We start from the raw sequence: 26,285 nt of genomic DNA on the forward strand, positions 1-26,285 counted from the left end.
TCAAACTCTAATCCCGGAAAGTTTCAAGAATTCAACTTTGGCAGGTCTTCTGACTTACTCCATTTTCCTAACGCCCTTCCCATTCCTCCAAAGCGGAACAGTGGATCTGAGTATTGTAGGAAAAACTTTTGGCGGAGCTTACAGCAGCGGGTCTGTTCAGGATTTACACCTGATTCCCTTTTCACCACTCGTTCCGTAGAATCGGAAAAGTGACACCAAAATTTCTGGGGGCAAAGATACACAAATAGATACAAATCGGAAGAAAAATTCAACTAAAATAAAAACAAACTAATAATTAAGTCCTATCTTTGCCGTTCGAAAGGATCCACTATTATTTTTTCTAATTAAACATCTTATAAAAGTGAAATCTCCCGCGCTGACTATCACGTTACTTTGCCTGCTCCTTTGGGCAAGCTGTATTACCCGTAATAAGACATCTCTGGAAGCATTCAACCAAGATGTATATACCCCTGAATACGCTTCGGGATTTAAAATTCTAGGTACCGAGAACACCGCCAGCACACTTATACAGATTACCAACCCGTGGCAAGGCGCCAACGATGTAACAATGTCCTATTTTGTTGCACGCAACGGCGAGCAAGCGCCTGCCGGATTCAATGGTCCCGTTATCCCTGCCGGAGCCAAACAGATTGTATGTATGTCTTCTTCCTACATTGCCATGCTTGACGCATTGGGAGAAATTAGCCGGATCGTCGGAGTTTCGGGTATCGATTATATCGCCAATCCCTACATCCTTGCCCACAAAGATTCAATCAAGGATATGGGTCCTGAAATGAACTACGAACTGTTGATTGGATTAAAACCCGACGTAGTTTTGCTTTATGGCATAGGTGACGCCCAAACCGCTGTAACGGACAAGTTAAAAGAACTTTCCATACCTTATCTATATATGGGAGAATACTTGGAAGAATCACCGCTCGGCAAAGCTGAATGGATGATTGTTCTTTCCGAACTGACAGACAAACGGGAAAAGGGAATAGAAATATTCCGGGAAATCCCCCAACGTTATCATGCACTGAAAGCCCTCACAGATTCCGTCAGCCAGCGCCCTACCGTAATGTTCAACACTCCGTGGAACGATAGTTGGGTAATGCCTTCTACCCAAAGCTACATGGCACAGTTGGTTGCAGACGCAGGTGCAGAGTATATTTATAAAGAAAACAATTCCAACAGTTCAACCCCTATCGGACTGGAAACGGCCTATGGCCTGATACAAAAAGCCGATTACTGGATTAATGTCGGTTCGGCGACTACGCTTGATGAGCTGAAAGCTGTGAACCCCAAATTCGCAGATGCTAAAGCCGTGAACGAAAAGACTGTTTATAATAATAACTTACGGTTGACACCGACAGGCGGAAACGATTATTGGGAATCGGCAGTTGTCCGTCCCGATGTAGTGTTGCGTGATCTGATTCATATTTTCCATCCGGAGCTCGTTTCCGATTCACCTTATTATTATAGACACCTGGAATGAAACAATCCCGCAGACACACCACTCTATTATTCATCGCATTAGGAATAGTTGCCATTTTATTACTATTAGTAGATATGGCAACGGGAGATACTTTCATCCCTATATCAAAGATATGGACAGTACTCACCGGGGGGGAATGTGACGAAACCACCCGCAATATAATTCTCTCCATCCGCTTTACCCGTGTCATAGTGGCTGCATTGATAGGTGTAGCGCTTTCAGTAAGCGGTCTGCAAATGCAGACAGTTTTCCAGAATCCGCTGGCAGATCCTTACCTGTTGGGAGTAAGCTCCGGGGCAGGTCTTGGAGTAGCATTGTTTATACTAGGCGCCCCGCTTCTCGGTTGGACAGATTTTCCCTTTCTGCAATCAATCGGTATTGTAGGTTCGGGGTGGATAGGGACTTCCGCCATACTACTGGGAGTAGCCATCATCAGTCGCAAAGTAAAGAATATATTAGGTGTACTGATTATGGGAGTCATGATAGGTTACGTGGCAGGAGCTATCATCCAGATATTACAATACCTAAGTTCTGCAGAACAACTGAAAATGTTCACACTCTGGTCTTTGGGCTCGCTTAGTCACATCACGACAGGGCAATTAACGATTATGATACCAGTAATATGCATAGGGTTGCTGCTATCCATCGCCTGTATCAAATCACTGAATCTGTTGTTGCTTGGTGAAAATTATGCACGCACTATGGGAATGAACATCAAGCGTTCAAGAACGCTTATTTTTATATCTACAGCGTTACTGACAGGAACGGTCACAGCCTTTTGCGGTCCGGTAGGATTCATCGGGCTGGCTATCCCACATATCACACGGATTCTGTTTGACAACGCCGATCACCGGATATTGATGCCGGGTACGATGCTGACAGGGTTGATCGGGATGTTGATTTGTGACATCATAGCCAAGAAGTTTCTGTTGCCGGTGAATTGCATCACTGCGCTATTGGGGGTTCCGGTTATTTTATGGGTAATAGGTAAAAACTTGCGTATATTCAAATGATTCAACTGAAAGATCTGACATTAGGATACGAACAACGTATATTGCTGGAGAAAGTTTCCACCCATATCACGGGCGGGCAGCTTGTTGCACTGCTCGGACGAAATGGTACAGGAAAAAGCACGCTTCTCCGTGCCATTATGGGACTGGAAACACCTAAAAACGGAGAAATCATCTTGCATGGGAAAAACATCGCTTCACTGAAGCCGGAGAAATTAGCCCGGAAGATTAGTTTTGTAACCACCGACAAAGTACGCATCGCCAACCTGCGTTGCAAAGATGTAGTCGCATTGGGACGTGCTCCTTATACCAACTGGATCGGACAGTTACAGGCGGAAGATGAGAAAAGAGTGGTTACTGCCATGCAGCTGGTAGGAATGTCCGGTTATGCAGAAAAGACAATGGATAAGATGTCCGACGGAGAATGCCAACGCATCATGATAGCACGCGCACTTGCACAAGATACGCCTATCATTCTTCTTGATGAGCCTACTGCTTTTCTAGATTTACCTAATCGCTACGAACTCTGTCTGCTACTGAAAAGACTCACACAAACGGAAGGAAAATGTATCCTGTTTTCTACACACGACCTAGACATCGCCCTGTCTCTCTGCGACACGATCATGCTGATTGACAACCCACAATTGTATAGTCTCCCCACAAATGAGATGATTACGAGCGGACATATAGAAAGACTATTTCAAAATGAAATGGTGACATTTGATGCCAAGACTATCAAAATAAGAATCAAACAAATATTCTCCTAAAATACTTCTTATAAATTATTTTAAAGAAAATCCCTTGCCACATACCGCAGCAAGGGATTTTCATTCAAAAGGAATACAATTATCAATCCTTCTATATTCTCAGGAATAAAACTATGCTTTATTCTTGATTATCATCACCTCAATAATAGATATGGCAGTCTTTTCAGGAACCCCAAGAACTTCCGCCAACTGATTGATGATGTCTTTTTCTTCTTCTTCGATCACTCCGTCTGCCAATGCAATATCTACCGCACAAGCAAAAGCGGTAAGTTTCAAATCATCCGATAATTCGGCTGCCGAAGCATTGACCAATGCACTCGGACCGTCTTTCTTCAATATCTTAAAAAGTTTATCGAACAACTTGTCAAAAGCAGGCCCGGAAAAGTTATCGTATATTTTCAATCGACGAATATAATTAACAATTCCATTCCATTCAGATTCAGCAATAGAACCATCTGCTCCTGCCATAGCAAGTGCAATTCCTGCAAAAGCCTCTTGTTGTGTTAATTTCGTTTCTTCTGATGCAGTTTGAAAGATTTTATCAAAAAGTCCCATTTGTTTAAAAATTTAAGTTTTTTGTAAATTAGTTATCTAGTGAAAGTCTCATAACTTTCACACAAAAATAAATACTAATCATCAAATATAAAACTTTTGAAGCTGTTTTTCCTTTTTTTAACTCAGGAAATAAGATATATAGCTATTTAGAGAAACTATGCTTTCACAATACGGATGACGCAAAGAAACCGACAGCACCGATACAAATCAGATTTACCATACCGTTTTTCACAAAGACCAGAATAAGCAAAGAGAAAATACAGGCAACAATATTCACACGGAAATATTTTATTTCAGCAATACGGGCCAACAAGAAAGCACCCAATAAAGTTCCTTTTTGAATATCTTTTAAACCTACAATACAAGATATAAAGGAAGATTTAGAAAAAATAATAGGCATGCTGCATTTCGTTGAAGAACAAAACTCTTTTACAGTAAAGAATTACGAAACATCTAAACTCATATCATGACTTTTTTTTAATTTCTGACTCTGCCATGGTCCTATTTAGAGCCTGTTTAAATTTTCCTGAGATTATGTTAGATAGGCTTTACCGACCAGTTTTTATTCGTCACATAGTCTCCGTCATGCTGCTGCTCACAATAACAGAAAATATACTCGAAAGCAACTCTCAAAACTGTGTCGGGCAAAACTCGGAGCAGGCTCTTAATAACCCACTTTTCATTCATTAATAAAAAAGTTCTCTTTCATTAATTGTAAACTTCTTATTATCAGCATGTAAACTTGTTTTTCGTTAACCGTAATCTATAAACGCAAGCTTTGTTTATAAAAACAAAGGCTTTGATTATAAAAACAAAGCTTGCAATTATATAATCAAAGCTTGCGTTTATAGTTTGCATCGAATGAAAAGAAAGTTTCCTTCTTGTCCGAAGGAACTTTATACTTAATGGGCGGGAAGTTTTCTATTAATAGCCAAGAGCGCAACTGTTAATACCCCTTCCGCCAACTATAGACGGACGCGACAAGAAGAGCCGGGGTAAGTTAAAATATCAGCTATAAGATTATGACTGAAGAGAATTTAAACAGGCTCTCTGTTTGTCTACGCCTCTTAGTATTCATTAAAGCCTGGTGCAGCAAACCGGTCGTCAGACAGGCTTCTTCCGGAATTGCCGGAACTGCCACCAAAGCATTGTTCCCGCTATCAGACTGGCTGTCAAGTCAGAAATCGGCATGCTTATCCAGACTCCTAATTGTCCATAATAACGAGGAAGAATCAGCAGGCAGGGAATCAGGATAAGAACCTGACGGGATATCGAAAGGAAGATTGCTTTGCTTGCCATACCGATGCTCTGGAAGAAATTGGAAGTCACCATCTGAAAACCGACAATAGGAAAGAACATCACTACAATACGCAATCCTTTGGCAGAAATATCCACCAGTTCTTGATGCGTAGTAAAGATAGAAACTGCCAATTTGGGAATCAACATTCCCATCAGAAATCCGGCAGTGGTTACGATAGTAGCGGCATAAATCGTTATTTTCAAGACTTTTGTCACGCGCAGATATTGCTTGGCCCCATAATTGTAGCCGGCAATCGGCTGCATGCCTTGGTTCAACCCCATTACAATCATGACAAAAAGGAATACCAGCCGGTTGACAATACCAAATGCTCCGATAGCCAAGTCGCCACCGTGATGCTGCAAGCCTTGATTTATAAGAATCACAATAAAACAGGCCGCCAGATTCATAAGAAAAGGCGCCATACCGATAGCCAAAGAATCGGCTACGATTTTCTTCTTCAACCGGAAAATTCCTTTATGGAAGTGTAGCAGTTCTTCTTTATTAGAGAATAGTTTGAACTGCCATACCAATGCGACGACCTGTGCAGTAATGGTAGCGATAGCAGCCCCCTGTATTCCCCAGCCGAAGCCATAGATAAAAACAGGATCGAGTATCGTGTTAATCACCACCGTAGCAATCGTAGCATACATCGCCTTCTGCGGATGCCCCGCCGAACGAAGTACGGCATTCAACCCTAAATAAAGGTGAGTGACAACGTTGCCCAATAAAATTACGACCATATAATCACGAGCATAGCCTACCGTGGCGTCACTACCCCCGAAGAAATATAGAATCGGATCTAGAAACATCAATGTGACGACTGTAAAGGCAAGTCCGATGATAATATTCAGTACCAGCACATTGCCAAGCACCCGTTGTGCGGTGTCGTAATCTTTCTGTCCCAATTTCACCGAAACCAATGTAGCCGCACCTACCCCCACCAAAGAGCCGAAGGCGGCGGCAAGATTCATCAGCGGAAAGGTCAATGCCAATCCGGAGATAGCCATCGCCCCTACTCCATGACCAATGAAAATACTATCTACCATATTATAAAGAGAAGACGCCGTCATGGCGATAATTGCCGGAATGGCATACTGCATTAAAAGCTTTCCAATCTTTTCCGTACCCAACGCAGTGGGTGTCTTTTGTACTGTCATACCTATTAGTTTGAGGATGCAAAGATACAAAAAAGAGACAGATTACAGGATATATGAGAAAAGTTTCGTATTTTTGCCCACAAAATTGAGTTAATACGTAACGAAATGAATATATTAGAACTAAGTGAACAGGAAATTATTCGACGTAACAGTCTGAATGAGCTTCGTGCAATGGGTATTGATCCGTACCCTGCAGCAGAGTATGTAACCAATGCTTTCTCTACAGATATTAAAGCTGAATTTAAAGACGACGAAGAGCCACGCCAGGTTTCCGTAGCCGGTCGTATCATGAGCCGCCGCGTAATGGGTAAAGCTTCTTTCATTGAATTACAGGACTCCAAAGGTCGCATCCAGGTGTACATTACCCGTGACGACATCTGTCCGGGAGAAGACAAGGAACTATACAACGCTGTATTCAAACGCCTGCTCGACTTAGGTGACTTTATCGGTATCGAAGGTTTCGTGTTCCGCACACAAATGGGTGAAATCAGTATCCATGCAAAGAAACTGACTGTACTTGCTAAGTCTATCAAACCGTTGCCTATCGTTAAGTACAAAGACGGAGTAGCTTACGACTCTTTTGAAGATCCCGAACTCCGTTATCGCCAACGCTATGTCGACTTGGTAGTAAACGACGGCATCAAAGAAACATTCCTGAAACGTGCCACCGTAGTGAAAACACTGCGCAACGCTCTTGATGAAGCCGGATATACAGAAGTGGAAACTCCTATCCTGCAATCTATTGCCGGTGGAGCAAGCGCACGCCCGTTCATCACTCACCATAACTCACTGGATATAGACCTTTACCTGCGCATCGCAACGGAACTTTATCTGAAACGACTGATTGTAGGTGGTTTTGAAGGTGTATATGAAATCGGTAAGAACTTCCGTAACGAGGGCATGGATAAAACTCACAATCCGGAATTTACCTGTATGGAACTTTATGTTCAATACAAGGACTATAATTGGATGATGAACTTTACCGAGAAGTTACTGGAACGTATCTGTATCGCTGTGAACGGCTGTACGGAAAGCGTTGTTGACGGAAAGACTATCAGCTTCAAAGCTCCTTACCGCCGTCTGCCTATCCTCGATGCTATCAAGGAAAAGACCGGTTACGATCTGAACGGCAAGAGCGAAGAAGAAATCCGCCAAGTCTGCAAGGAACTGAAAATGGAAGAAATCGACGAAACAATGGGTAAAGGCAAGCTGATTGATGAAATCTTCGGCGAATTCTGCGAAGGTACTTATATCCAGCCGACTTTCATCACCGATTATCCGGTTGAAATGTCTCCGCTGACCAAGATGCATCGTTCTAAACCGGGACTGACCGAACGTTTCGAATTGATGGTAAACGGCAAGGAACTTGCCAACGCCTACTCGGAATTGAACGACCCGATCGACCAGGAAGAACGTTTTAAAGAGCAAATGCGTTTGGCCGACAAGGGAGACGACGAAGCGATGATTATCGACCAGGACTTCCTGCGTGCTTTACAATATGGTATGCCTCCTACATCGGGTATCGGTATCGGCATCGACCGTCTGGTTATGTTAATGACCGGCCAGACTACCATTCAGGAAGTATTATTCTTCCCGCAAATGCGCCCGGAAAAGGTAGTGAAGAAAGACGCTGCCGCTAAATATATGGAACTGGGAATCACAGAAGATTGGGTTCCGGTGATCCAAAAAGCCGGTTACAACACTGTAGCTGACATGAAAGATGTCAATCCACAGAAGTTGCACCAGGACATCTGCGGTATCAACAAGAAATATAAATTAGCACTGACCAACCCGTCGGTAAACGACGTAACTGATTGGATACAGAAAATTAAATAAGTTCTTCATCCAAATTCATACAAATGAAATTACCCGGTAAGATAGCGATAATGGGCGGTGGAAGTTGGGCCACAGCTATTGCAAAGATGTGTCTGGCTCAAGAAGACTCTATCAATTGGTATATGCGACGCGACGACCGCATCGCCGATTTCAAGAGATTGGGGCACAATCCGGCTTATCTGACAGGAGTAAAATTCGATACAAAGCGTATCTGTTTCAGTTCCAACATCAACGATGTTGTGAAAGAATCAGATACGCTGATTTTCGTCACTCCTTCCCCTTATCTGAAAGTTCACTTGAAAAAGCTGAAAACCAAGATAAAGGATAAGTTCATCATCACCGCTATCAAAGGAATCGTACCCGATGACAACGTTATCGTATCAGAATACTTCACCAAGGAATACGGTGTTCCTCCCGAAAACATAGCTGTACTGGCAGGTCCCTGCCATGCAGAAGAAGTAGCCTTGGAACGCCTCTCTTATCTGACCATTGCCTGCCCGGACAAAGACAAAGCACGCATCTTTGCACGCCGTCTGGGAAGCAGTTTTATCAAAACATCTGTTAGTGACGACGTATCAGGTATCGAATATAGTTCGGTACTCAAAAACGTGTATGCTATCGCTGCCGGCATTTGCAGCGGACTGAAATACGGTGACAACTTCCAAGCCGTACTGATTTCCAACGCTATCCAGGAGATGAACCGTTTCCTGAATACGGTGCACCCGTTGAACAGAAACGTAGACGAATCTGTTTATCTCGGAGACTTGCTGGTGACGGGATACTCCAACTTCAGCCGCAACCGGACATTCGGTTCGATGATAGGCAAGGGATATTCCGTAAAGAGCGCACAGATTGAAATGGAAATGATTGCCGAAGGTTACTACGGTACGAAATGTATCAAGGAAATCAACAAGCATCATCATGTCAATATGCCGATACTGGACGCTGTATACAATATCTTGTACGAACGCATCTCGCCTATGATTGAGATTAAATTACTAACTGATTCTTTTAGATAACCTTTAAACAAGAAAGATATGATTAGCTTGAACATTGAAAAAACTTTTGGATTTATCTCCAAAGAAAAGGTTTCTGCCTACGATGCAGAGGTAAAAGCCGCACAGGAAATGCTGGAAAAAGGAACCGGAAAAGGCAACGACTTCTTAGGTTGGCTACACTTGCCGTCTTTTATCAGCAAAGAACATTTGGCTGAATTGAACGCTACTGCAAAAGTTTTGAGAGACAACTGCGAAGTAGTAATCATTGCCGGTATCGGTGGTAGCTACCTAGGTGCCCGTGCTGTAATCGAGGCTTTGTCTAACAGCTTCACTTGGTTGCAGGACAAGAAAACGGCTCCTGTCATGATTTATGCCGGACACAACATCAGCGAAGATTATCTGTATGAACTCACCGAATATCTGAAAGACAAGAAGTTCGGTGTTATCAATATCTCCAAATCAGGAACGACAACCGAAACTGCGCTTGCGTTCCGTCTGTTGAAAAAACAATGCGAAGACCAACGTGGCAAGGAAACTGCCAAACAGGTTATCGTAGCCGTTACAGATGCTAAAAAAGGTGCTGCACGTGTTACTGCCGACAAGGAAGGATACAAAACATTCATCATCCCCGATAACGTAGGCGGACGCTTCTCTGTTCTGACTCCGGTTGGTTTGCTGCCAATTGCTGTTGCCGGATTCGACATTGAGCAACTGGTTGCCGGTGCTGCTGACATGGAAAAGGCATGTGGCGCAGACGTTCCGTTTGCCGAAAACCCTGCTGCTATCTACGCTGCTACCCGTAACGAACTGTACAGAAGCGGAAAGAAAATCGAAATCCTCGTCAACTTCTGCCCGAAACTGCATTATGTAAGCGAATGGTGGAAACAGCTATACGGAGAATCAGAAGGTAAGGACAACAAGGGTATTTTCCCCGCATCAGTAGACTTCTCTACTGACCTTCACTCTATGGGACAATGGATTCAAGAAGGTGAACGCTCTATCTTCGAAACTGTTATCTCACTGGATAAGGTAGACCATAAACTGGAAGTTCCTTTTGACGAAGCAAACCTGGACGGCCTGAATTTCTTAGCCGGCAAACGTGTGGACGAAGTGAACAAGATGGCGGAACTCGGTACTCAGTTGGCTCACGTAGACGGTGGCGTACCTAATATGCGTATTGTTCTTCCTTCATTGAACGAATACAATATCGGCGGTTTGCTGTATTTCTTTGAGAAGGCTTGCGGCATCAGCGGTTATCTGCTGGGCGTGAATCCGTTCAACCAACCAGGTGTAGAAGCATACAAGAAAAATATGTTTGCCTTGCTTGACAAACCGGGCTATGAAGAAGAGTCTAAAGCGATTCGCGCTAAATTGTAATAGAATAAAGTCTATATATAAAAAAGAAGCGGTTTTCTGTAAACCGCTTCTTTTTTATATCTTGTGCCGAAGTTGTTTTTATTCTTTTCCGTCACCTTTATTCTTCTTTTTCATCATCGACCTTTGTTTTTAAGCCGATTTCTTCTTGTGCTCCTTCACATTCAGCCTTCGAAGAAAGATAAAAAGATAACTTAACTTCACCATCTTCATTGACATGAATAACAGTAGCCTCCACCTCTACTTTGGTTTGCCTTACTCCGTCCTTAAAACGATATTGCCCTTTACTTTCATCAGTCAAATTACCTTCTGTAGAGATTTCCGATTCCGTCAAAAATTTGGGTTTAGCTTTTACTTCTTCATCATTCTGAAGTGTAAAAGTTTTCAATTCGGCACCATTTCCATCCAAAAGTAAAAGAGCCTTTACCTCGTCTCCCACTTTCAGAGCCGGCAACTCATCCATTTTATTGGCATAGTCTTCTTCTTTTGCACTATCGCCATCCGATTCAACCTTCACATGTAGCTTTTCGATCTTTATCACAGGACTTTCCCCACTATTGGAACAAGCGCCTAAAAACAATGGTAGCAACAATAATACTCTCTTTTTCATGCTATCGTCGAGTTTATAACGTTACAAAAATACACATAATCTTCTAAACAGCAAATATTTGTGTAGTTAATCACACAACGGCCTTGTTTACAACTATCTCGCCATTCTACTCCATCTCTCATTTTTTATCGTTATCTTTGCCTCGCATATGGGGATAATTTAAAACGACTCAACTTAAAAAAAAGAATAAAATGAAACAAAATCTACAAAAGAAATCCTACGGATTCGTGTTACTATGTAGCTTGCTATTATTGATGGTATCAATCAGCAGTTGCCAGGAAAGTAAACTCAAAGCAATAGTTACTATTGCAAACAAACAATGCCCAATGGATATGGGAGAAGTCGGTACGATTACCAGCATCACTTATGACGGGAGCAATGTGGTGTACACGCTCAACATGAATGAAAGCATTACCGACATAACCATCTTGAAGGACAACCCCGAAAGCATGAAAGAGTCTATCAAGATTATGTTCCGGAATCCGGCGAAAGATGTCAAAGAGATGCTTAAACTGGTAGCCGAATGTAACGCAGGACTTCAAATGAAGTTTGTAGGGAAAGACTCCGGCCAAGAGGCAGTCTGCGAACTTACGCCCGAAGAAGTGAAAGAAGTTCTCAAAGCAGAATCCGACCCGTCACAAAGCGAACGTGCCAAACTTGAAGCACAACTGAAAATGGCAAATCTGCAATTCCCGATGCAGGCAAGCGAGGAAATCCTTATAGAAAAAATCGAACTTATTGATGAATCGGTTGTTTATATCTGCAAAGTAGATGAAGACGTATGTCCCATCAGCCAGATTGAAGCAAATGCGGAAGAAGTAAAGAAAGGAATTGTTGCAAATTTGGCTGCACAGTCCGACCCGGCAACTCAGGTATTCTTGAAAACCTGTATCAACAATGATAAAAGCGTAGCTTACAGATATATCGGAACGAAATCGGGCAATCATTATGATGTAGTCATCACCTTGCCTGAATTGAAGAAAATGATAATAAAAAAATAAGTATTACGAAAAAAGATTCTACGACGTACCAAGTATGAAAAAGAAACTGAAAGCCGTCTTGTTCGATATGGACGGTGTACTTTTCAACTCTATGCCCTACCACTCCGAAGCCTGGCATAAAGTAATGAAATCTCACGGGCTCACCCTCAGCCGCGAAGAAGCGTATATGCACGAAGGACGGACGGGAGCTGCTACTATCAACATCGTATTCCAACGTGAACTAGGCAGGGAAGCTACCCAGGAAGAGATAGAAAGTATCTATCAGGAGAAAAGTGTCCTGTTCAATTCGTATGCGGAAGCGGAACGTATGCCCGGTGCATGGGAGTTATTACAAAAAATAAAGAGTGAAGGACTGGTTCCTATGGTAGTGACCGGTTCGGGGCAGTTATCGCTGCTCGAGCGATTGGAGCACAACTTTCCGGGCATGTTCAAAAAAGAATTGATGGTTACGGCTTTCGATGTAAAATACGGAAAGCCACACCCGGAACCTTATCTAATGGCACTTAAAAAAGGCGGATTGAACGCAGACGAAGCCGTTGTCATAGAAAACGCTCCGTTGGGAGTGGAAGCCGGACACAAAGCGGGCATCTTCACGATTGCTGTAAACACAGGACCGCTGGACCCACAGGTTTTACTGGATGCAGGAGCTGATTTATTGTTCCCTTCCATGCAAGCACTTAGTGAAGCATGGGACACCCTGAACATATAAACATCCGTTTTATTCATTAATATGTTTATCTTTATAATATCGATTCTACTATGCAAAAGTTATTATCCTTACCCCCTAACTTAATCCAGTGTTTTCACGAACTGGAAGAAGTGAATCACGCCGACTGGTTTTGTACGTCAGACCCTATTGGAAGCAAACTGGGTTCCGGCGGTGGAACTACCTGGCTGTTGCAAGCCTGCCATCAGGAATTTGCACCTCAGGATACTTTTAGCAACTGGATAGGACGCGAGAAGAGGATATTGCTTCATGCGGGCGGACAAAGCCGCCGTCTGCCAAGCTACGGGCCTTCCGGTAAGATACTAACTCCCATCCCCATTTTCAGTTGGGAACGAGGACAGAAGTTGGGGCAGAACCTGCTGTCATTGCAGCTTCCGCTATACGAAAGAATCATGAAACAAGCTCCTGCCGGACTGAACACGCTGATAGCCAGCGGAGATGTATATATCCGTTCGGAAAAGCCGTTGCAAGACATTCCCAATGTAGATGTCGTGTGCTACGGTCTTTGGGTGAACCCATCACTGGCAACACACCATGGTGTGTTTGTATCCGACCGGAAAAGCCCGGAAGTTCTCGACTTCATGTTGCAGAAACCTTCGCTTGAAGAATTGGAGAGCTTATCCAAAACACATCTTTTCTTGATGGACATCGGCATTTGGATTCTAAGTGACCGTGCCGTGGAAGTATTGATGAAGCACTCGTTAAAAGAAGGAACGAACGATATTAATTATTATGATTTATATTCAGACTACGGATTGGCCCTGGGAGAGCATCCCAAGACAGAAGATGAAGAAATCAACCAACTGTCTGTAGCCATATTACCTTTACCTGGTGGAGAATTCTATCACTATGGCACAAGCCGTGAACTAATTTCTTCCACACTATCCATCCAGGATAAGGTACGCGACCAGAGAAAAATCATGCACCGGAAAGTAAAACCCAATCCGGCTATTTTTATTCAGAATTCTATCACGCAGATTTCTCTTTCGCCCGATAACGCCAACCTTTGGATTGAGAACAGCCATATAGGAAAAGGCTGGAAACTGGGTTCCCGGCAAATCATTACCGGAGTACCGGAAAATTATTGGAACGTCTGTCTGCCGGATGGTATCTGTGTAGATATTATTCCTGTCGGTGAACATGATTTCGTAGCCCGCCCATATGGATTGGATGATGTATTCAAAGGAGCGTTGGAAAAAGTAACGACTACTTATCTCAATATCCCGTTCCCGCAATGGATGGAAGAAAGGGGAATTACGTGGGACGACATCAAAGGTCGCACGGACGATTTGCAGGCCGCTTCCATATTCCCTAAAACTGCTTCAATAGAAGAACTGGGGATATTAGTACGCTGGATGACGTCAGAACCCCAAATGGAAAAAGGAAAAGAACTTTGGCTGAAAGCGGAAAAAGTTTCGGCTGATGAAATTTCGGCAGGTGCTAATCTTAAACGCCTTTATACACAACGCAGCAGTTTCCGCAAAGAGAACTGGAAAGGATTGGCAGCCAACTATGAAAAGAGCGTGTTCTACCAACTCGATTTGCAGGATGCAGCCCATGAATTTGTACGTTTGGATTTAGATACTCCCGACACACTGAAAGAGGATGCCGCACCAATGGTTCGGATACACAACCGCATGCTCCGTGCACGGATTATGAAGTTACGTGGAGAAGATGCTTATCAAAAAGAAGAACAGGCTGCTTTCCAACTGCTTCGCGACGGTTTGCTGGGAGTTATGCCGGAGCGTAAAAACCATCCTATACTCAGCGTCTATTCCGACCAAATCGTATGGGGACGCAGTCCCGTGCGGATTGATGTGGCCGGAGGATGGACGGATACTCCGCCCTACTCTCTTTATTCCGGTGGAAGTGTCGTTAATCTTGCCATAGAATTGAACGGTCAGCCACCATTACAAGTATATGTGAAACCCTGCAAAGAATATCACATCGTACTCCGCTCTATCGACATGGGCGCAATGGAGATTATCAGGAACTATGAAGAACTGCAAGACTATAAGAAAGTCGGTTCTCCGTTCTCCATTCCTAAAGCAGCGCTTAGCTTGGCAGGTTTTGCACCGGTGTTCTCCGCCGAAGCTTACACCTCATTGGAAGAACATTTGAAAGCTTTCGGCTCGGGAATAGAAATTACACTGTTGGCTGCCATCCCGGCAGGTTCCGGCTTGGGGACCAGTTCTATCTTGGCATCCACCGTTCTCGGGGCTATCAATGATTTCTGCGGACTGGCCTGGGACAAGAATGATATTTGCAGTTACACATTAGTACTGGAGCAACTCCTGACCACAGGCGGCGGTTGGCAAGACCAATACGGCGGTGTATTTTCTGGTGTCAAACTACTTCAATCCGAAGCAGGTTTCGAGCAGAAACCGTTAGTACGATGGCTACCCGACCAGCTCTTTGTTCATCCTGATTATCGCGACTGCCACTTGCTATACTATACAGGAATCACCCGTACAGCCAAAGGTATATTAGCCGAAATTGTCAGCTCCATGTTCCTCAATTCCGGTCCGCATCTAAGTTTGCTAGCCGAGATGAAAGCCCATGCAATGGATATGAGTGAAGCTATCCTGCGCAGTAATTTCGATAGTTTCGGTCGATTGGTCGGCAAAACCTGGATACAAAACCAGGCATTAGATTGCGGAACCAATCCGCCGGCAGTAGCAGCTATTATAGAGAAAATCAAAGATTATACCCTGGGATACAAACTCCCCGGAGCAGGCGGTGGCGGTTATTTATACATGGTAGCCAAAGACCCGCAAGCAGCCGGACAGATCCGACGGATACTGACGGAACAAGCTCCTAATCCGCGTGCACGCTTTGTAGAAATGACACTTTCCGACAAGGGGCTTCAGGTTTCAAGAAGCTAAAGAAAAGGGGAAGAGAAAGAGATAAGTAAACAGGAATGGAAACTAAAAGGCAGCAAGTGAATGTTATTTCAAATGCTGCCTTTTGATACTTTCAAATTATAATTGGATAAATTCTACATCGTCTACTTGAAGTTCCTGCTTACCAAATGTATAGTAACCAAATCCTGCATATTCTAATGGCATATAACGTACTTTCAGAATCTGTACACCATCAACAATGAATGTAAGAACCTGTCCATCGCTTATAAGTTCCCATTCTTGGTCAACCTTTTTTTTATCCTTCCATTTTACACCTTGTTGGATAGCTCCTACCACTATTCCATCCACTCTACGTTCAAATCGTACCATTTCATTATTGAAATTGAAACAATAGAAGTTTCCTCCGTCCCTATAATTAAAGACTAATCCAGTGGTACGGTCATTTGTTAATTTCTGAATATTGACGTGCGTTCTGATTTTGAAAGGTTTCTGTACATCAAGCGGAGCATAGCAATGAGTCTCAAAGAATGTATTTGCACCAACTTTAGTAGCTACACCGCTTAATGCAGTAAGAGCAATTCCTAACCCTTTATTTTCTCCTTTTGATACGATAGTCATTTTGCCCCCATCTATGACGGCTGTTCCAATCCACTCTTAAGCAACACCACTAAACAAAAGAAATCCCTCAACAATCTACTGACTATCAAGGGATTCATCTGTGACCCCGGTGCGATTCAAACGCACGACCTTCAGAACCGGAATCTGACGCTCTATTCACTAAGCTACGGGGCCATTCTTTCTAAATGCGAGGACAAAAGTATAAAAAATCTTCTCATCTTCCTAATGATTCTTCTTTTTTTATCGTTCTTAAGGTACTTCCCCATGTTGAACCACTATTATTTTGAAATGTTTTAGAGCATTTACTTTATCAAATTGACAATCTTTTAGAGAATATCCATTACATATATCAATTTTATTCCTATCTTTGCCGACAATTAACATTTAACAGACCTATGAGTTACTTGATAAAACCTAAGAACTATAATCCGCTACTCGACCTCAAACAGACCGAGCTGGGAATCAAGCAAATAAAAGAGTTCTTCCAATTAAACTTGTCATCCGAGCTACGCCTTAGACGTGTGACTGCCCCTCTTTTCGTATTGAAAGGAATGGGTATCAATGATGATTTGAACGGAATAGAACGCCCCGTTTCCTTCCCTATTAAAGATCTGGGCGATGCACAAGCCGAAGTGGTTCATTCATTAGCTAAATGGAAAAGGCTAACCTTAGCTGACTATCATATCGAACCCGGATATGGAATTTATACGGATATGAACGCAATCCGTTCAGACGAAGAACTAGGCAACCTACATTCTCTCTACGTAGACCAGTGGGACTGGGAGCGTGTCATTACCAATGAAGACCGGAACGTAAACTTCCTGAAAGAGATCGTCAACCGTATTTATGCGGCTATGATCCGTACAGAATATATGGTATACGAAATGTATCCGCAAATCAAGCCGTGCCTGCCACAAAAGCTACATTTCATCCATTCAGAAGAATTACGCCAACTTTATCCGGATCTGGAGCCTAAATGTCGTGAACATGCCATTTGCCAGAAATACGGGGCTGTATTTATCATAGGTATAGGCTGCAAACTTAGTGACGGCAAGAAACACGACGGACGTGCACCGGACTATGACGACTACACAACCAAAGGATTGAACGACCTACCCGGACTAAACGGCGACCTCCTTCTGTGGGACAACGTATTGCAACGCTCTATCGAATTGTCATCCATGGGAATCCGTGTAGATAAAGAAGCTTTGCAACGTCAGTTGAAAGAAGAAAAAGAAGAAAAAAGACTGGAACTTTATTTCCACAAGCGATTGATGAATGACACTCTTCCACTATCTATCGGAGGAGGTATCGGACAATCTCGTTTGTGTATGTTCTACCTTCGCAAAGCTCACATCGGAGAGATACAAGCCAGCATCTGGCCCGAAGACATGCGCAAAGAATGTGATGAACTTGATATACACCTCATATAACAAACTATGAACGTACAAATTGAAGAAAGCTGGAAAGCACATTTAAAACCTGAATTTGACAAAGACTACTTTCGCACACTGACGGATTTCGTCAAAAGCGAATATAGCCAGTATCAGATCTTCCCTCCGGGAAAACTGATCTTCAATGCTTTCAACCTTTGTCCTTTCGACAAAGTGAAAGTTGTAATTATAGGACAAGATCCTTACCATGGACCGGGACAAGCACATGGTCTCTGTTTCTCTGTAAACGACGGAGTGCCTTTTCCCCCTTCATTAGTGAACATATTCAAAGAAATCAAAGCCGACATCGGTTCAGACGCCCCGACCACGGGAAACCTGACTCGCTGGGCAGAACAAGGAGTTCTATTACTCAATGCAACCCTGACCGTACGTGCCCGCCAGGCAGGTTCACATCAGAATAAGGGCTGGGAAACATTTACCGATGCTGCCATCCGTGCCCTGGCAGAAGAAAAAGAAAATCTGGTATTTATCTTATGGGGATCATACGCTCAAAAGAAAGGAGCATTTATCGACCGCAACAAACATCTGGTGCTCACCTCTGCCCACCCCTCTCCTCTTTCAGCTTACAACGGCTTCTTCGGAAATAAACATTTCAGCCGTACAAACGATTACCTGAAAGCACATGGACAAACAGAAATCGCATGGTAGTTGGGGAGAAGTTGAGAATGGAGAGTTAAGAATAAAAAGAAAAAGCAAAGAGTAAAAAAGAGCAAAAAGCAAAAAAATGGCTGCACTATTCGTCGAATGATAGCGCAGCCATTTTTCTTTTTCTATATTGTAGCAAAACAATTACACGCCCGAATTTCTACTCTCAACTCTCAATTATTAATTCTCCACTTATCCTAGTACCACTGAATGTTACTTTGCGTCTGGCTTCTCTGCTCATACTTCAAGTCTTGCAAGATGCTTGCATTCGCACGGATGGTAACATTGTAATATTTCCAACGTCCGAAAGGAGAAAGGCTGGCGGACAGGTTGAAACAGTGCAAGTCACGGGAGATTGTACAAGAAGTCTGCGTAATCTCTTTTGCCTGAAAATCATAACCGGAGTTGAACGAGAGCGACCAGTTGTTAGAAATCTTTATATTTCCGTTTGCATTAATGTTATGCGTATACGTATAAGGATATCGCATGGAATAGCGGTTAATAGGCTTAGACCTATCTTCACGGATATTAAACGAATAGCTAAGACTCAACGACCAAGGCATCTTAAACACCTGATAGCCATCCGAGTCAGCTTGTGCTTTCTCTACCTTCTTAGGCGTAGTGCCATCTCCTTCCGTTCCGTCAGCATCTTCATCCTCTCCATCCTCCGACTTCTTATCCTTGCCTTGTTCATCCTCTTTCGGACCGAACCATTTCTTCCAGGTGTCATTATTAAAGGTATAGTTGAAAGAAGAGCCATATCCTTGGAAACGTCCGAAACGTCCATACGACCATTCTGTACGATTACTAGTCACTACATTACCGCTTTTATCGAATGTATAGGCATACGTAGCAAACGATGCATTCATGTTGAAAGTATAATTTTTCGTCAGTTTCAAACGGATGTTCATACTTAAATCACTCCATGGCCTCTCTTTGGCAGCCATATTATAGGACATGTTCGCTCCCAATTCATCAATCAGACTGACTTTTTTAAGCGTATCTTTTTTGGCATCGTAATACTTCATCTCCAAATTATTTGAGATAGAGAAGGTGACTGTTCCCGATCCTTCACGCGAAGGCACTCCATAAGGTTGCCTCGTGAAAGGGGAATAATATTGCGTATTGCCATTATAATCTGTATATTCTTCCCAGTATTTGCTGAATCCCGGAGCACCGCTAAGACTTATCTGCGGCGTGAATACATGACGAATCTGTATTTCTTTCTTCTTAGCAAAAAGAGGTTTGTACATACCATATAGTTTCGTACTCAAACTCAAACTTGCCGAATAATTGGATACCCGGTAAAAGCCATTCAGCGTATCACCCGGCAATGCTTCCAATTTATGCTCTACCTCATTGTATTGCTGATTAATCTTACGAGTATACCAGCGTTCCGTATAATTGACCGAAGGTGAAACCTGTAAATATTTGAACAGCGTGAAAGTAGCGCTGATAGGAATATTATGATTCATTGCATTTTCCCATTCGCTCAGTCCGGCTTTGAATAAACGGTCATCCTTCGTACGGATACTGTTTGTCAGACGTCCGGTATAGCTAAGAGAAATCTTCTCATACCAACGTTCGGCACCTGCCGCTTTCTTACGTTTGAACGGGAACAGACGGCTTAATGTAATATTAAGGTCGGGTAATGTCACTGCAATCGAAGAGTCACACATTGTCTGGGCGATATTGGTCGTTCCGGACAGCGTCAAACCGATATCGGGGAAACTTCGCGAGTAACTGATACTTGATGTTTTGGTATTCTGAGTCAACAACTGGGAGTTATAGAGGTTGTTGATATTGGAACGTTCGTAACTACTGGTTGAGAAGTTCACACTAGCGGAGAATGTGCTGTTCGGACTGGCTTTGGCATCCTGACGATGGTTCCATACTATCTTAAAATCCTTAGCAACTGCATAGTCCGGCATCCCTTTATCTCCCGTCTTGGTGACCTGATAATCCGCTTGCAGTGTACCAGAATATTTATAACGTCTATTATAGTTTGTCAATCCGGACAGTCTCCATGAACCTTTCGTGAAGATATCCCCCGTTATTTTCAAGTCCATGATATCACTCATGGCAAAGTAATATCCTCCTTCCGCCAAGCCGAAACCACGGCTGGAGTCGTCCATATAAGTCGGCATAATGAAACCGGAAGAGTAACTGCTGGAAAATGGGAAGAAGAAGAACGGTACAGCCAACGGCAGAGGCACATCTTCCACGACCAAATAGGCAGGACCTGTCACCACATTCTTTTTAGGGCGCACTTTAGCTCTCGTCAGCTGCATATAGAAGTGGGGATGGTCGTGATGATCGCAGGTTGTATAACGTCCCTGCTCCATGAAAATTTCATCATTGGTCCCTTTCTTCGCCTTGCTTCCGGTCACATATCCTTCTCCCTGCTGGGTGACGATATCGGTAATTCCCGCTTTCTTGGTTTTAAAGTTATATCGGATTGTTTCCGTATCATACGAGGTATCTCCTTCTTTAAATACCGGTTTACCTTTTTCCACTCCGGTAGTATCCTTGATACCATAAGCATGCACAGTACTACTATCCAGATTCATCGAAATAACTTCCGCGGCCAGTTCGATGTTCTGATAATTCACTTTTCCGCTACCATAAAGCGTAGCAGCTCCTCCCAAAGTAAAGACAGTGGAGTCGTTAGATTCATAAACAACCGGTGCATCGAGCGGTTGTTTCTTCTTTACCGGTGCGATAGAATCAATGCGTACCGTTACCGTATCTGCTTTCAACGAATCATTTCCCTGAAGGGAATCCGTTTTCGCGGTATTGGAGGCAATCATTCCTCTTCTTCGACGTTGAGACGTAGCCTCATCGGGAAGCATCAGTAAGACAATCAGCAGTATGAATGATATAAGTATTTTTGCTTTCAATGGCGCCATTAACTAATAGTTTACGCTTGAAGTGGCAAAAGTACACAAACTTCACCAAATATAAGTTAGAATCTTCGTTATTTAATTATTTTTTAGTGCTATAAAAAGAGAGAACACCATCTATCAAAGCGACTCAGACCTTCTTCACCATATTTTGCAATGCTTTGCCGTGCTTTCTCCACTGTTTTCTCTTCATCCAAATGGGTTTTAGAAAAGAATTTATCTGCAAAGCAAATCAATTGCTCTTCTAGGGTGATGGGCAGCATCTCGCGATGAGGAACGGGAAGTTGCTGGGCAATGATATCCTCCAACGAAAGTCCGGCTCCCGTATGACGTTCGCACACCAATGCATGTTGAGGGAAACCTTCCGCCCGCAAGATTTCGGCTCCCAAATATCCGTGCGCGATATAAGGATGAGTGCCAAAGCACTGAATGGCTGGAGCGTCCGTCTGAAAAATACCAATATCATGCAACAGAGCGGCTTCTTTCACAAAACTCCGGTTTAAACGCAATTCGGGATGAGCATCCAGCATTTTCATTGCTTTTCCGGCCACAGCCAGACTATGTATTACTAAGATTTGTCTCTGCTGCGTATTCTCCGAATAATATTTATCAATGATTTCGTATGGATTCATGTGCTTGTTTTTTTGCTCTCTTGATGAGAAATTAATATTTTTGTGCAATATTACAAAAAATCACCGACATGAGAAATAGACTTTCCCTTATTCTTTATTTTCTATTTATCGCGCTCTTTCCCGAGTGTGTCAGCGGCAAAGTTGCTACAGGTGCCGAACGCTTCGAACAATACCTGCCGTTTATCCGGGGGAAACGTGTCGGAATGGTTGTAAACCACACTTCTGTTGTCGGGACGAAGCAGACTCACTTGCTCGATACCCTACTGAAGCAAAACATCAACGTAATCAAAGTATTTGCCCCCGAACATGGATTCCGGGGAAATGCAGATGCGGGGGAGACTGTGAAAGACGGAAAAGATTCGCACACCGGAGTTCCCATCGTTTCCCTTTACGGCAACAACAAAAAGCCGACTGCCGCCCAACTAAAAGACATCGACATTATCTTATTTGATATTCAGGATGTGGGAGCACGCTTCTATACTTATATCAGTACGATGTATTATGTGATGGAAGCCTGCGCAGAAAATAACAAGGAGATGATTGTACTGGACCGTCCCAATCCATGTGATTACGTAGAAGGGCCAATACTGAAACCGGCTTACCGAAGTTTTGTCGGCATGCTACCTATCCCGGTGCTTCACGGATGCACCATCGGCGAACTGGCACAAATGATAAACGGGGAAGGATGGATTGCCAACAAGAAAAAACCTTGCCCATTAAGGATAATCCCAATGACCGGATGGAAACACGGAGAACCTTATTCACTTCCCATAAAACCCTCTCCTAATCTACCGAATGACCAGTCCATCCGCCTGTACGCCTCGCTTTGCCCTTTCGAAGCAACCCGTGTCAGCGTAGGCCGAGGAACTACATTTCCTTTTCAAGTACTGGGGGCACCCAACAAGAAATATGGAGATTTTACTTTTACTCCCCGCTCTCTCCCCGGCTTTGACAAAAATCCGATGCACAAGAATGTTGCTTGCTATGGAGAAGACCTTAGGAACGCGGACGACGTGAACGGATTTACGCTCCGCTACTTCCTGCATTTCTACCGTTTGTCCGGTGAAGGCACAGCTTTCTTCTCCCACGCCCGATGGTTTGATTTGCTTTTAGGTACAGATAGTGTACGCAAAGCTATCCTTAGAGGGGATTCGGAAGAAAAAATAAGAAATAGCTGGCAAAAGGAATTACAGGATTACAAAGAGATGAGAACAAAATATCTTCTCTATGAGTAAAAAACAACTATCATGCTCTCATTTATTTTCATAAATCACTTATTACTAGAGCAATAAATATGATAGATAACATTTATTTCTGGTATCTATCATAGTTGATTATTCCACATCCTCTCCCAAACTTTCATTTTTTTCCGTCCATCGCCAACTTGCAATACCATTCTCTTTTTGCTCATCCCAAACAGCACGAATCTTTTTAGCTTCAAATACTTTTATAGCATCTTTTTCAGTCATAGCATTATGAGCCTGTTTAAATTCTCTTCAGTCATAATTTTATAGCTGACATTTTAACTTAACCCGGCTCTTCTTGTCGCGTCCGTCTGTAGTTGGCGGAAGGGGTATTAACAGTTGCGCTCTTGGCTATTAATAGAAAACTTCCCGCCCATTAAGTATAAAGTTCCTTCGGACAGGAAGGAAACTTTCTTTTCATTCGATGCAAACTATAAACGCAAGCTTTGATTATATAATTGCAAGCTTTGTTTTTATAATCAAAGCCTTTGTTTTTATAAACGAAGCTTGCGTTTATAGATTACGGTTAACGAAAAATAAGTTTACATGCTGATAATAAGAAGTTTACAATTAATGAAAGAGAACTTTTTTATTAATGAATGAAAAGTGGGTTATTAAGAGCCTGCTCCGAGTTTTGCCCGACACAGTTTTGAGAGTTGCTTTCGAGTATATTTTCTGTTGTTGTGAGCAGCAGCATGACGGAGACTATGTGACGAATAAAAACAGGTCGGTAAAGCCTATCTAACATAATCTCAGGAAAATTTAAACAGGCTCTAAATATCAATATCTTATATTTATTATTTTATCTCATTCTTTCTCTTCTTCCACAACTGCCACGAATTAATGATATTCTGCCACAACACATACGAGCCTGGCGCAACAGCGGACAACGGATTGAGATAGGTGTGAGCCATCCAAATAGCCAGAATCGTATTCTTCTGCCCCAACGCCTGACCGCCACTGATGCGGTCGTTATAGACGGAGCCGATAGTTTTTCCTAAAAAGAACTGCAAACAACAAGCTACCAAAGCTCCGACGGCAATCATGATTTCAGTAAACCTGTCAGCTGAATCATTGAGTAATGAATACAAAGTCTGAGCCGTAACGATGGCTAACGAAACAGCCCACAAGTAGAAAGCAAGTTCGTGATAACCTAATAGTTTCTGATGAACTCTCGGCAAACATTTACTCAACAGCCATGCAAGCAGGAACGGGCAAATCAGCAACGGGAATACTTTACTCAAAATAACGAAGAACGCTTGCCAGAATCCGACATCGGGATGTACCTCCACTAAAGGAAAAAGAACGGGTACGGCAATGGCTGCTCCGATATTAGCGAGCAACGTATAAGTAGTCAGACTCGCCGCACTGCCCCCCAACTTGGAAGTAATCACCGCAGCAGCCGTAGCCGTCGGGCAAATAATGCAAACCATCACTCCTTCCGCTACAATCTTATCGAACCGGTAAAGCAATAGGTAAGCCGCCAACGCACCGCCAATCTGAATAAGCAACAGCCATGCATGGAGAGGTTTCGGCTTCAAGTCACGTGGAGACACTTTACAGAAAGTCAGCAGCAACATCGTAAAAATAAGATAGGGAGTCAGAAAAGAAAAGCTGATGAACAGCGGATAACCTATAGCACCTACCAACATAGCAATAGGTAACGTCCAATTCTTCAAAAACTTAAGCATCGTCGTACATTTTAACTTCGAAGCGCAAAGTAACGGAGATTTCAGGAAAAAAGCTATCATTAAACCGAAAAAAACACAAAACTTAATGGCAAATAATGAGTTTTCTACAAATTTCTACTACATTTGCACCGTATTACAAATATGAAACTGAATAGACCATACATAGTATATATATGCATTTGCCTCTGGCTGCTTTTTCTACCCTCATGTACCAGCCATTTATGGGGGAAGGACTTTGTAGTAGTTATTGACGCCGGACACGGCGGACATGACCCCGGCGCCATAGGCAAAACAGCCAAAGAAAAGAACATCAATCTGAACGTTGCCCTGAAAGTGGGAAACCTGATAAAAAGAAACTGCGATGACGTCAAAGTGATTTATACCCGCAGCAAAGATGTCTTCATCCCCTTAGACCGACGTGCCGAAATCGCAAATAACGCGAAGGCTGACCTCTTTATCTCCATCCATACCAACGCACTGGCAAACAACCGCACAGCCAAAGGTGCATCTACCTGGACACTGGGTCTTGCCAAATCGGACGCCAATCTGGAAGTTGCGAAACGGGAGAACTCCGTAATCCTCTACGAAAGCGATTATCAGACACGATATGCCGGCTTCAATCCGAACTCCGCAGAATCTTATATCATATTTGAATTTATGCAGGACAAGTACATGGAGCAGAGTGTGCATCTGGCTTCACTGATGCAAAAACAATTCCGCCACACCTGCAAACGGGCAGACCGCGGAGTGCATCAAGCAGGATTCCTTGTCCTGAAAGCAAGTGCCATGCCGAGCATCCTGATAGAACTGGGATTCATCTCTACTCCTGAGGAAGAACGGTATCTAAGTTCCGAAGCAGGAGCCTCAACCATGGCAAAAGGTATTTATCATGCTTTCCTGAATTATAAAAGAGAGCATGAAATACGTCTTACGGGAGTCAGCAAAACAATTATCCCTACCGAACGGGAAGAAAACGATGCTCAGGCAATTGCACAAAAAGACACGGAAAGCGTGACAACCCCTCAACAGAAGGAATTACTGGCAGAAGCCAGGACAAAACCTGCTTCGGCAACAAAAACGACAACAAACCGCCCGATTGCATCGGAAAGCGCAACCAATGACAGCGAAATTACGTTTAAGATACAGATACTCACCTCTTCCAAACCTCTTGCCAAAAACGACAAGCGGTTGAAAGGGCTGAAAAATGTGGATTATTATAAGGAAAAGGGCATATACAAATACACGTATGGAGCCTCTGCCGATTACAACAAAGTGTTGCGTACGAAACGCACCATTACGGCACAATTCAAAGACGCCTTTATCATCGCTTTCCGAAACGGGGAGAAAATGAACGTCAATGAAGCGATTGCCGAATTCAAGAAAAGAAGAAATAAATAAAAAGAT

General features: G+C 43.2%; 21 protein-coding genes, 1 tRNA gene, 1 pseudogene and 1 riboswitch. Of the genes and pseudogenes, 13 read left to right on the top strand and 10 right to left on the bottom strand.

The features are described 5' to 3' along the window. Window positions 1-22 precede the first annotated feature (22 nt). Window positions 23-235, bottom strand: a riboswitch (cobalamin riboswitch). A gap of 126 nt (window positions 236-361) precedes the next feature. From A4V03_RS14020 to A4V03_RS14030, 3 genes are read left to right on the top strand one after another with little or no spacing between them, the layout of a single operon-like run. Then, window positions 362-1,495 (top strand): ABC transporter substrate-binding protein, encoded by a 1,134-nt coding sequence (locus A4V03_RS14020; protein ID WP_167371342.1) that lies wholly within the window; start codon window positions 362-364, stop codon window positions 1,493-1,495. Beyond that, window positions 1,492-2,508 (top strand): FecCD family ABC transporter permease, encoded by a 1,017-nt coding sequence (locus tag A4V03_RS14025; protein ID WP_065539352.1) that lies wholly within the window; start codon window positions 1,492-1,494, stop codon window positions 2,506-2,508. Before A4V03_RS14020 ends, A4V03_RS14025 begins: the two co-directional genes overlap by 4 nt. Then, window positions 2,505-3,272 carry an ABC transporter ATP-binding protein gene (locus A4V03_RS14030; RefSeq protein ID WP_065539353.1) on the top strand — a complete coding sequence of 256 codons (768 nt, stop codon included), beginning with the start codon at window positions 2,505-2,507 and terminating at the stop codon, window positions 3,270-3,272. Before A4V03_RS14025 ends, A4V03_RS14030 begins: the two co-directional genes overlap by 4 nt. 111 nt (window positions 3,273-3,383) lie before the next feature. Here the strand turns inward: A4V03_RS14030 and A4V03_RS14035 are convergent, their stop codons facing one another. The 3 genes and pseudogenes from A4V03_RS14035 to A4V03_RS14045 all read right to left on the bottom strand — a co-directional run bounded on the left by A4V03_RS14035 (window position 3,384) and on the right by A4V03_RS14045 (window position 6,284). Next, the gene (locus A4V03_RS14035) at window positions 3,384-3,827 is read right to left on the bottom strand and encodes a tellurite resistance TerB family protein (RefSeq protein WP_065539354.1); all 444 of its coding nucleotides are present in this window, start codon (window positions 3,825-3,827) and stop codon (window positions 3,384-3,386) included. Between the two features lie 169 nt (window positions 3,828-3,996). Then, window positions 3,997-4,161: pseudogene (locus A4V03_RS21690) on the bottom strand (MFS transporter); the annotation flags it as partial. Window positions 4,162-4,931: 770 nt separating this feature from the next. Further along, the gene (locus A4V03_RS14045) at window positions 4,932-6,284 is read right to left on the bottom strand and encodes an MATE family efflux transporter (RefSeq protein ID WP_089280727.1); all 1,353 of its coding nucleotides are present in this window, start codon (window positions 6,282-6,284) and stop codon (window positions 4,932-4,934) included. A 105-nt stretch (window positions 6,285-6,389) separates the two neighbouring features. Here A4V03_RS14045 and lysS point away from each other — a divergent pair, with 105 nt between their 5' ends. From lysS to A4V03_RS14060, 3 genes are read left to right on the top strand one after another with little or no spacing between them, the layout of a single operon-like run. Next, a complete protein-coding gene (gene lysS, locus A4V03_RS14050; protein ID WP_065539357.1) occupies window positions 6,390-8,120 on the top strand; it encodes a lysine--tRNA ligase in 1,731 nt (576 codons plus the stop codon). A gap of 23 nt (window positions 8,121-8,143) precedes the next feature. Then, the gene (locus A4V03_RS14055) at window positions 8,144-9,139 is read left to right on the top strand and encodes an NAD(P)H-dependent glycerol-3-phosphate dehydrogenase (protein WP_024988157.1); all 996 of its coding nucleotides are present in this window, start codon (window positions 8,144-8,146) and stop codon (window positions 9,137-9,139) included. Between the two features lie 18 nt (window positions 9,140-9,157). Beyond that, on the top strand, window positions 9,158-10,495 hold the full coding sequence (locus A4V03_RS14060) for a glucose-6-phosphate isomerase (RefSeq protein WP_065539358.1): 1,338 nt from the start codon (window positions 9,158-9,160) through the stop codon (window positions 10,493-10,495). Between the two features lie 97 nt (window positions 10,496-10,592). Here A4V03_RS14060 and A4V03_RS14065 read toward each other — a convergent pair whose 3' ends face one another. Next, window positions 10,593-11,102: a DUF5035 family protein gene (locus tag A4V03_RS14065; protein ID WP_024988156.1), complete on the bottom strand. Its 510-nt coding sequence runs from the start codon at window positions 11,100-11,102 to the stop codon at window positions 10,593-10,595. A gap of 191 nt (window positions 11,103-11,293) precedes the next feature. On the opposite strand from A4V03_RS14065, the gene A4V03_RS14070 reads away from it, so the two are divergent. From A4V03_RS14070 to A4V03_RS14080, 3 genes are read left to right on the top strand one after another with little or no spacing between them, the layout of a single operon-like run. Continuing rightward, on the top strand, window positions 11,294-12,103 hold the full coding sequence (locus A4V03_RS14070; RefSeq protein ID WP_065539359.1) for a hypothetical protein: 810 nt from the start codon (window positions 11,294-11,296) through the stop codon (window positions 12,101-12,103). 34 nt (window positions 12,104-12,137) lie between these two features. Further along, on the top strand, window positions 12,138-12,812 hold the full coding sequence (locus A4V03_RS14075; RefSeq protein ID WP_065539360.1) for an HAD family hydrolase: 675 nt from the start codon (window positions 12,138-12,140) through the stop codon (window positions 12,810-12,812). Window positions 12,813-12,850: 38 nt separating this feature from the next. Continuing rightward, window positions 12,851-15,715 (top strand): bifunctional fucokinase/fucose-1-phosphate guanylyltransferase, encoded by a 2,865-nt coding sequence (locus A4V03_RS14080; RefSeq protein ID WP_286144902.1) that lies wholly within the window; start codon window positions 12,851-12,853, stop codon window positions 15,713-15,715. Between the two features lie 96 nt (window positions 15,716-15,811). On the opposite strand, the gene A4V03_RS14085 is transcribed toward A4V03_RS14080, so the two are convergent. Beyond that, window positions 15,812-16,312: a hypothetical protein gene (locus A4V03_RS14085; protein ID WP_236588627.1), complete on the bottom strand. Its 501-nt coding sequence runs from the start codon at window positions 16,310-16,312 to the stop codon at window positions 15,812-15,814. Window positions 16,313-16,413: 101 nt separating this feature from the next. Beyond that, window positions 16,414-16,486: transfer RNA gene (locus A4V03_RS14090), tRNA-Arg, on the bottom strand. A 221-nt stretch (window positions 16,487-16,707) separates the two neighbouring features. Between A4V03_RS14090 and asnA the strand changes: the two genes are divergently transcribed. Together asnA and ung are read left to right on the top strand one after the other, a co-directional pair. Beyond that, window positions 16,708-17,745 (top strand): aspartate--ammonia ligase, encoded by a 1,038-nt coding sequence (asnA, locus tag A4V03_RS14095; RefSeq protein ID WP_065539362.1) that lies wholly within the window; start codon window positions 16,708-16,710, stop codon window positions 17,743-17,745. Between the two features lie 6 nt (window positions 17,746-17,751). Continuing rightward, a complete protein-coding gene (ung, locus tag A4V03_RS14100; RefSeq protein ID WP_065539363.1) occupies window positions 17,752-18,414 on the top strand; it encodes a uracil-DNA glycosylase in 663 nt (220 codons plus the stop codon). Between the two features lie 194 nt (window positions 18,415-18,608). Here ung and A4V03_RS14105 read toward each other — a convergent pair whose 3' ends face one another. Next, the gene (locus A4V03_RS14105) at window positions 18,609-21,320 is read right to left on the bottom strand and encodes a putative LPS assembly protein LptD (RefSeq protein ID WP_065539364.1); all 2,712 of its coding nucleotides are present in this window, start codon (window positions 21,318-21,320) and stop codon (window positions 18,609-18,611) included. Window positions 21,321-21,409: 89 nt separating this feature from the next. After that, the gene (locus A4V03_RS14110) at window positions 21,410-21,946 is read right to left on the bottom strand and encodes an HDIG domain-containing metalloprotein (protein ID WP_065539365.1); all 537 of its coding nucleotides are present in this window, start codon (window positions 21,944-21,946) and stop codon (window positions 21,410-21,412) included. 68 nt (window positions 21,947-22,014) lie between these two features. On the opposite strand from A4V03_RS14110, the gene A4V03_RS14115 reads away from it, so the two are divergent. After that, a complete protein-coding gene (locus tag A4V03_RS14115) occupies window positions 22,015-23,181 on the top strand; it encodes an exo-beta-N-acetylmuramidase NamZ family protein (RefSeq protein ID WP_065539366.1) in 1,167 nt (388 codons plus the stop codon). 99 nt (window positions 23,182-23,280) lie between these two features. Here the strand turns inward: A4V03_RS14115 and A4V03_RS21455 are convergent, their stop codons facing one another. Beyond that, a complete protein-coding gene (locus A4V03_RS21455; protein ID WP_255202407.1) occupies window positions 23,281-23,415 on the bottom strand; it encodes a hypothetical protein in 135 nt (44 codons plus the stop codon). A 572-nt stretch (window positions 23,416-23,987) separates the two neighbouring features. Continuing rightward, complete coding sequence (locus A4V03_RS14120; protein ID WP_065539367.1) at window positions 23,988-24,941, bottom strand: bile acid:sodium symporter family protein; 954 nt, start codon at window positions 24,939-24,941, stop codon at window positions 23,988-23,990. Between the two features lie 81 nt (window positions 24,942-25,022). On the opposite strand from A4V03_RS14120, the gene A4V03_RS14125 reads away from it, so the two are divergent. Further along, the gene (locus tag A4V03_RS14125) at window positions 25,023-26,279 is read left to right on the top strand and encodes an N-acetylmuramoyl-L-alanine amidase family protein (RefSeq protein WP_065539368.1); all 1,257 of its coding nucleotides are present in this window, start codon (window positions 25,023-25,025) and stop codon (window positions 26,277-26,279) included. Window positions 26,280-26,285 lie beyond the last annotated feature (6 nt).

This window comes from Bacteroides caecimuris (assembly GCF_001688725.2).
Lineage (GTDB): Bacteria > Bacteroidota > Bacteroidia > Bacteroidales > Bacteroidaceae > Bacteroides > Bacteroides caecimuris.

Excerpts from the sequence above, each read along its gene's own strand:
- A4V03_RS14125 (WP_065539368.1), top strand. The coding sequence starts at position 25,023 with ATGAAACTGAATAGACCATACATAGTATATATATGCATTTGCCTCTGG.
- A4V03_RS14055 (WP_024988157.1), top strand. The coding sequence starts at position 8,144 with ATGAAATTACCCGGTAAGATAGCGATAATGGGCGGTGGAAGTTGGGCC.
- A4V03_RS14065 (WP_024988156.1), bottom strand. The coding sequence starts at position 11,102 with ATGAAAAAGAGAGTATTATTGTTGCTACCATTGTTTTTAGGCGCTTGT.
- A4V03_RS14060 (WP_065539358.1), top strand. The coding sequence starts at position 9,158 with ATGATTAGCTTGAACATTGAAAAAACTTTTGGATTTATCTCCAAAGAA.
- ung (WP_065539363.1), top strand. The coding sequence starts at position 17,752 with ATGAACGTACAAATTGAAGAAAGCTGGAAAGCACATTTAAAACCTGAA.
- A4V03_RS21455 (WP_255202407.1), bottom strand. The coding sequence starts at position 23,415 with ATGACTGAAAAAGATGCTATAAAAGTATTTGAAGCTAAAAAGATTCGT.
- A4V03_RS14025 (WP_065539352.1), top strand. The coding sequence starts at position 1,492 with ATGAAACAATCCCGCAGACACACCACTCTATTATTCATCGCATTAGGA.
- lysS (WP_065539357.1), top strand. The coding sequence starts at position 6,390 with ATGAATATATTAGAACTAAGTGAACAGGAAATTATTCGACGTAACAGT.
- asnA (WP_065539362.1), top strand. The coding sequence starts at position 16,708 with ATGAGTTACTTGATAAAACCTAAGAACTATAATCCGCTACTCGACCTC.
- A4V03_RS14115 (WP_065539366.1), top strand. The coding sequence starts at position 22,015 with ATGAGAAATAGACTTTCCCTTATTCTTTATTTTCTATTTATCGCGCTC.
- A4V03_RS14085 (WP_236588627.1), bottom strand. The coding sequence starts at position 16,312 with ATGACTATCGTATCAAAAGGAGAAAATAAAGGGTTAGGAATTGCTCTT.
- A4V03_RS14110 (WP_065539365.1), bottom strand. The coding sequence starts at position 21,946 with ATGAATCCATACGAAATCATTGATAAATATTATTCGGAGAATACGCAG.
- A4V03_RS14120 (WP_065539367.1), bottom strand. The coding sequence starts at position 24,941 with ATGATAGCTTTTTTCCTGAAATCTCCGTTACTTTGCGCTTCGAAGTTA.
- A4V03_RS14045 (WP_089280727.1), bottom strand. The coding sequence starts at position 6,284 with ATGACAGTACAAAAGACACCCACTGCGTTGGGTACGGAAAAGATTGGA.
- A4V03_RS14030 (WP_065539353.1), top strand. The coding sequence starts at position 2,505 with ATGATTCAACTGAAAGATCTGACATTAGGATACGAACAACGTATATTG.
- A4V03_RS14035 (WP_065539354.1), bottom strand. The coding sequence starts at position 3,827 with ATGGGACTTTTTGATAAAATCTTTCAAACTGCATCAGAAGAAACGAAA.
- A4V03_RS14075 (WP_065539360.1), top strand. The coding sequence starts at position 12,138 with ATGAAAAAGAAACTGAAAGCCGTCTTGTTCGATATGGACGGTGTACTT.
- A4V03_RS14105 (WP_065539364.1), bottom strand. The coding sequence starts at position 21,320 with ATGGCGCCATTGAAAGCAAAAATACTTATATCATTCATACTGCTGATT.
- A4V03_RS14070 (WP_065539359.1), top strand. The coding sequence starts at position 11,294 with ATGAAACAAAATCTACAAAAGAAATCCTACGGATTCGTGTTACTATGT.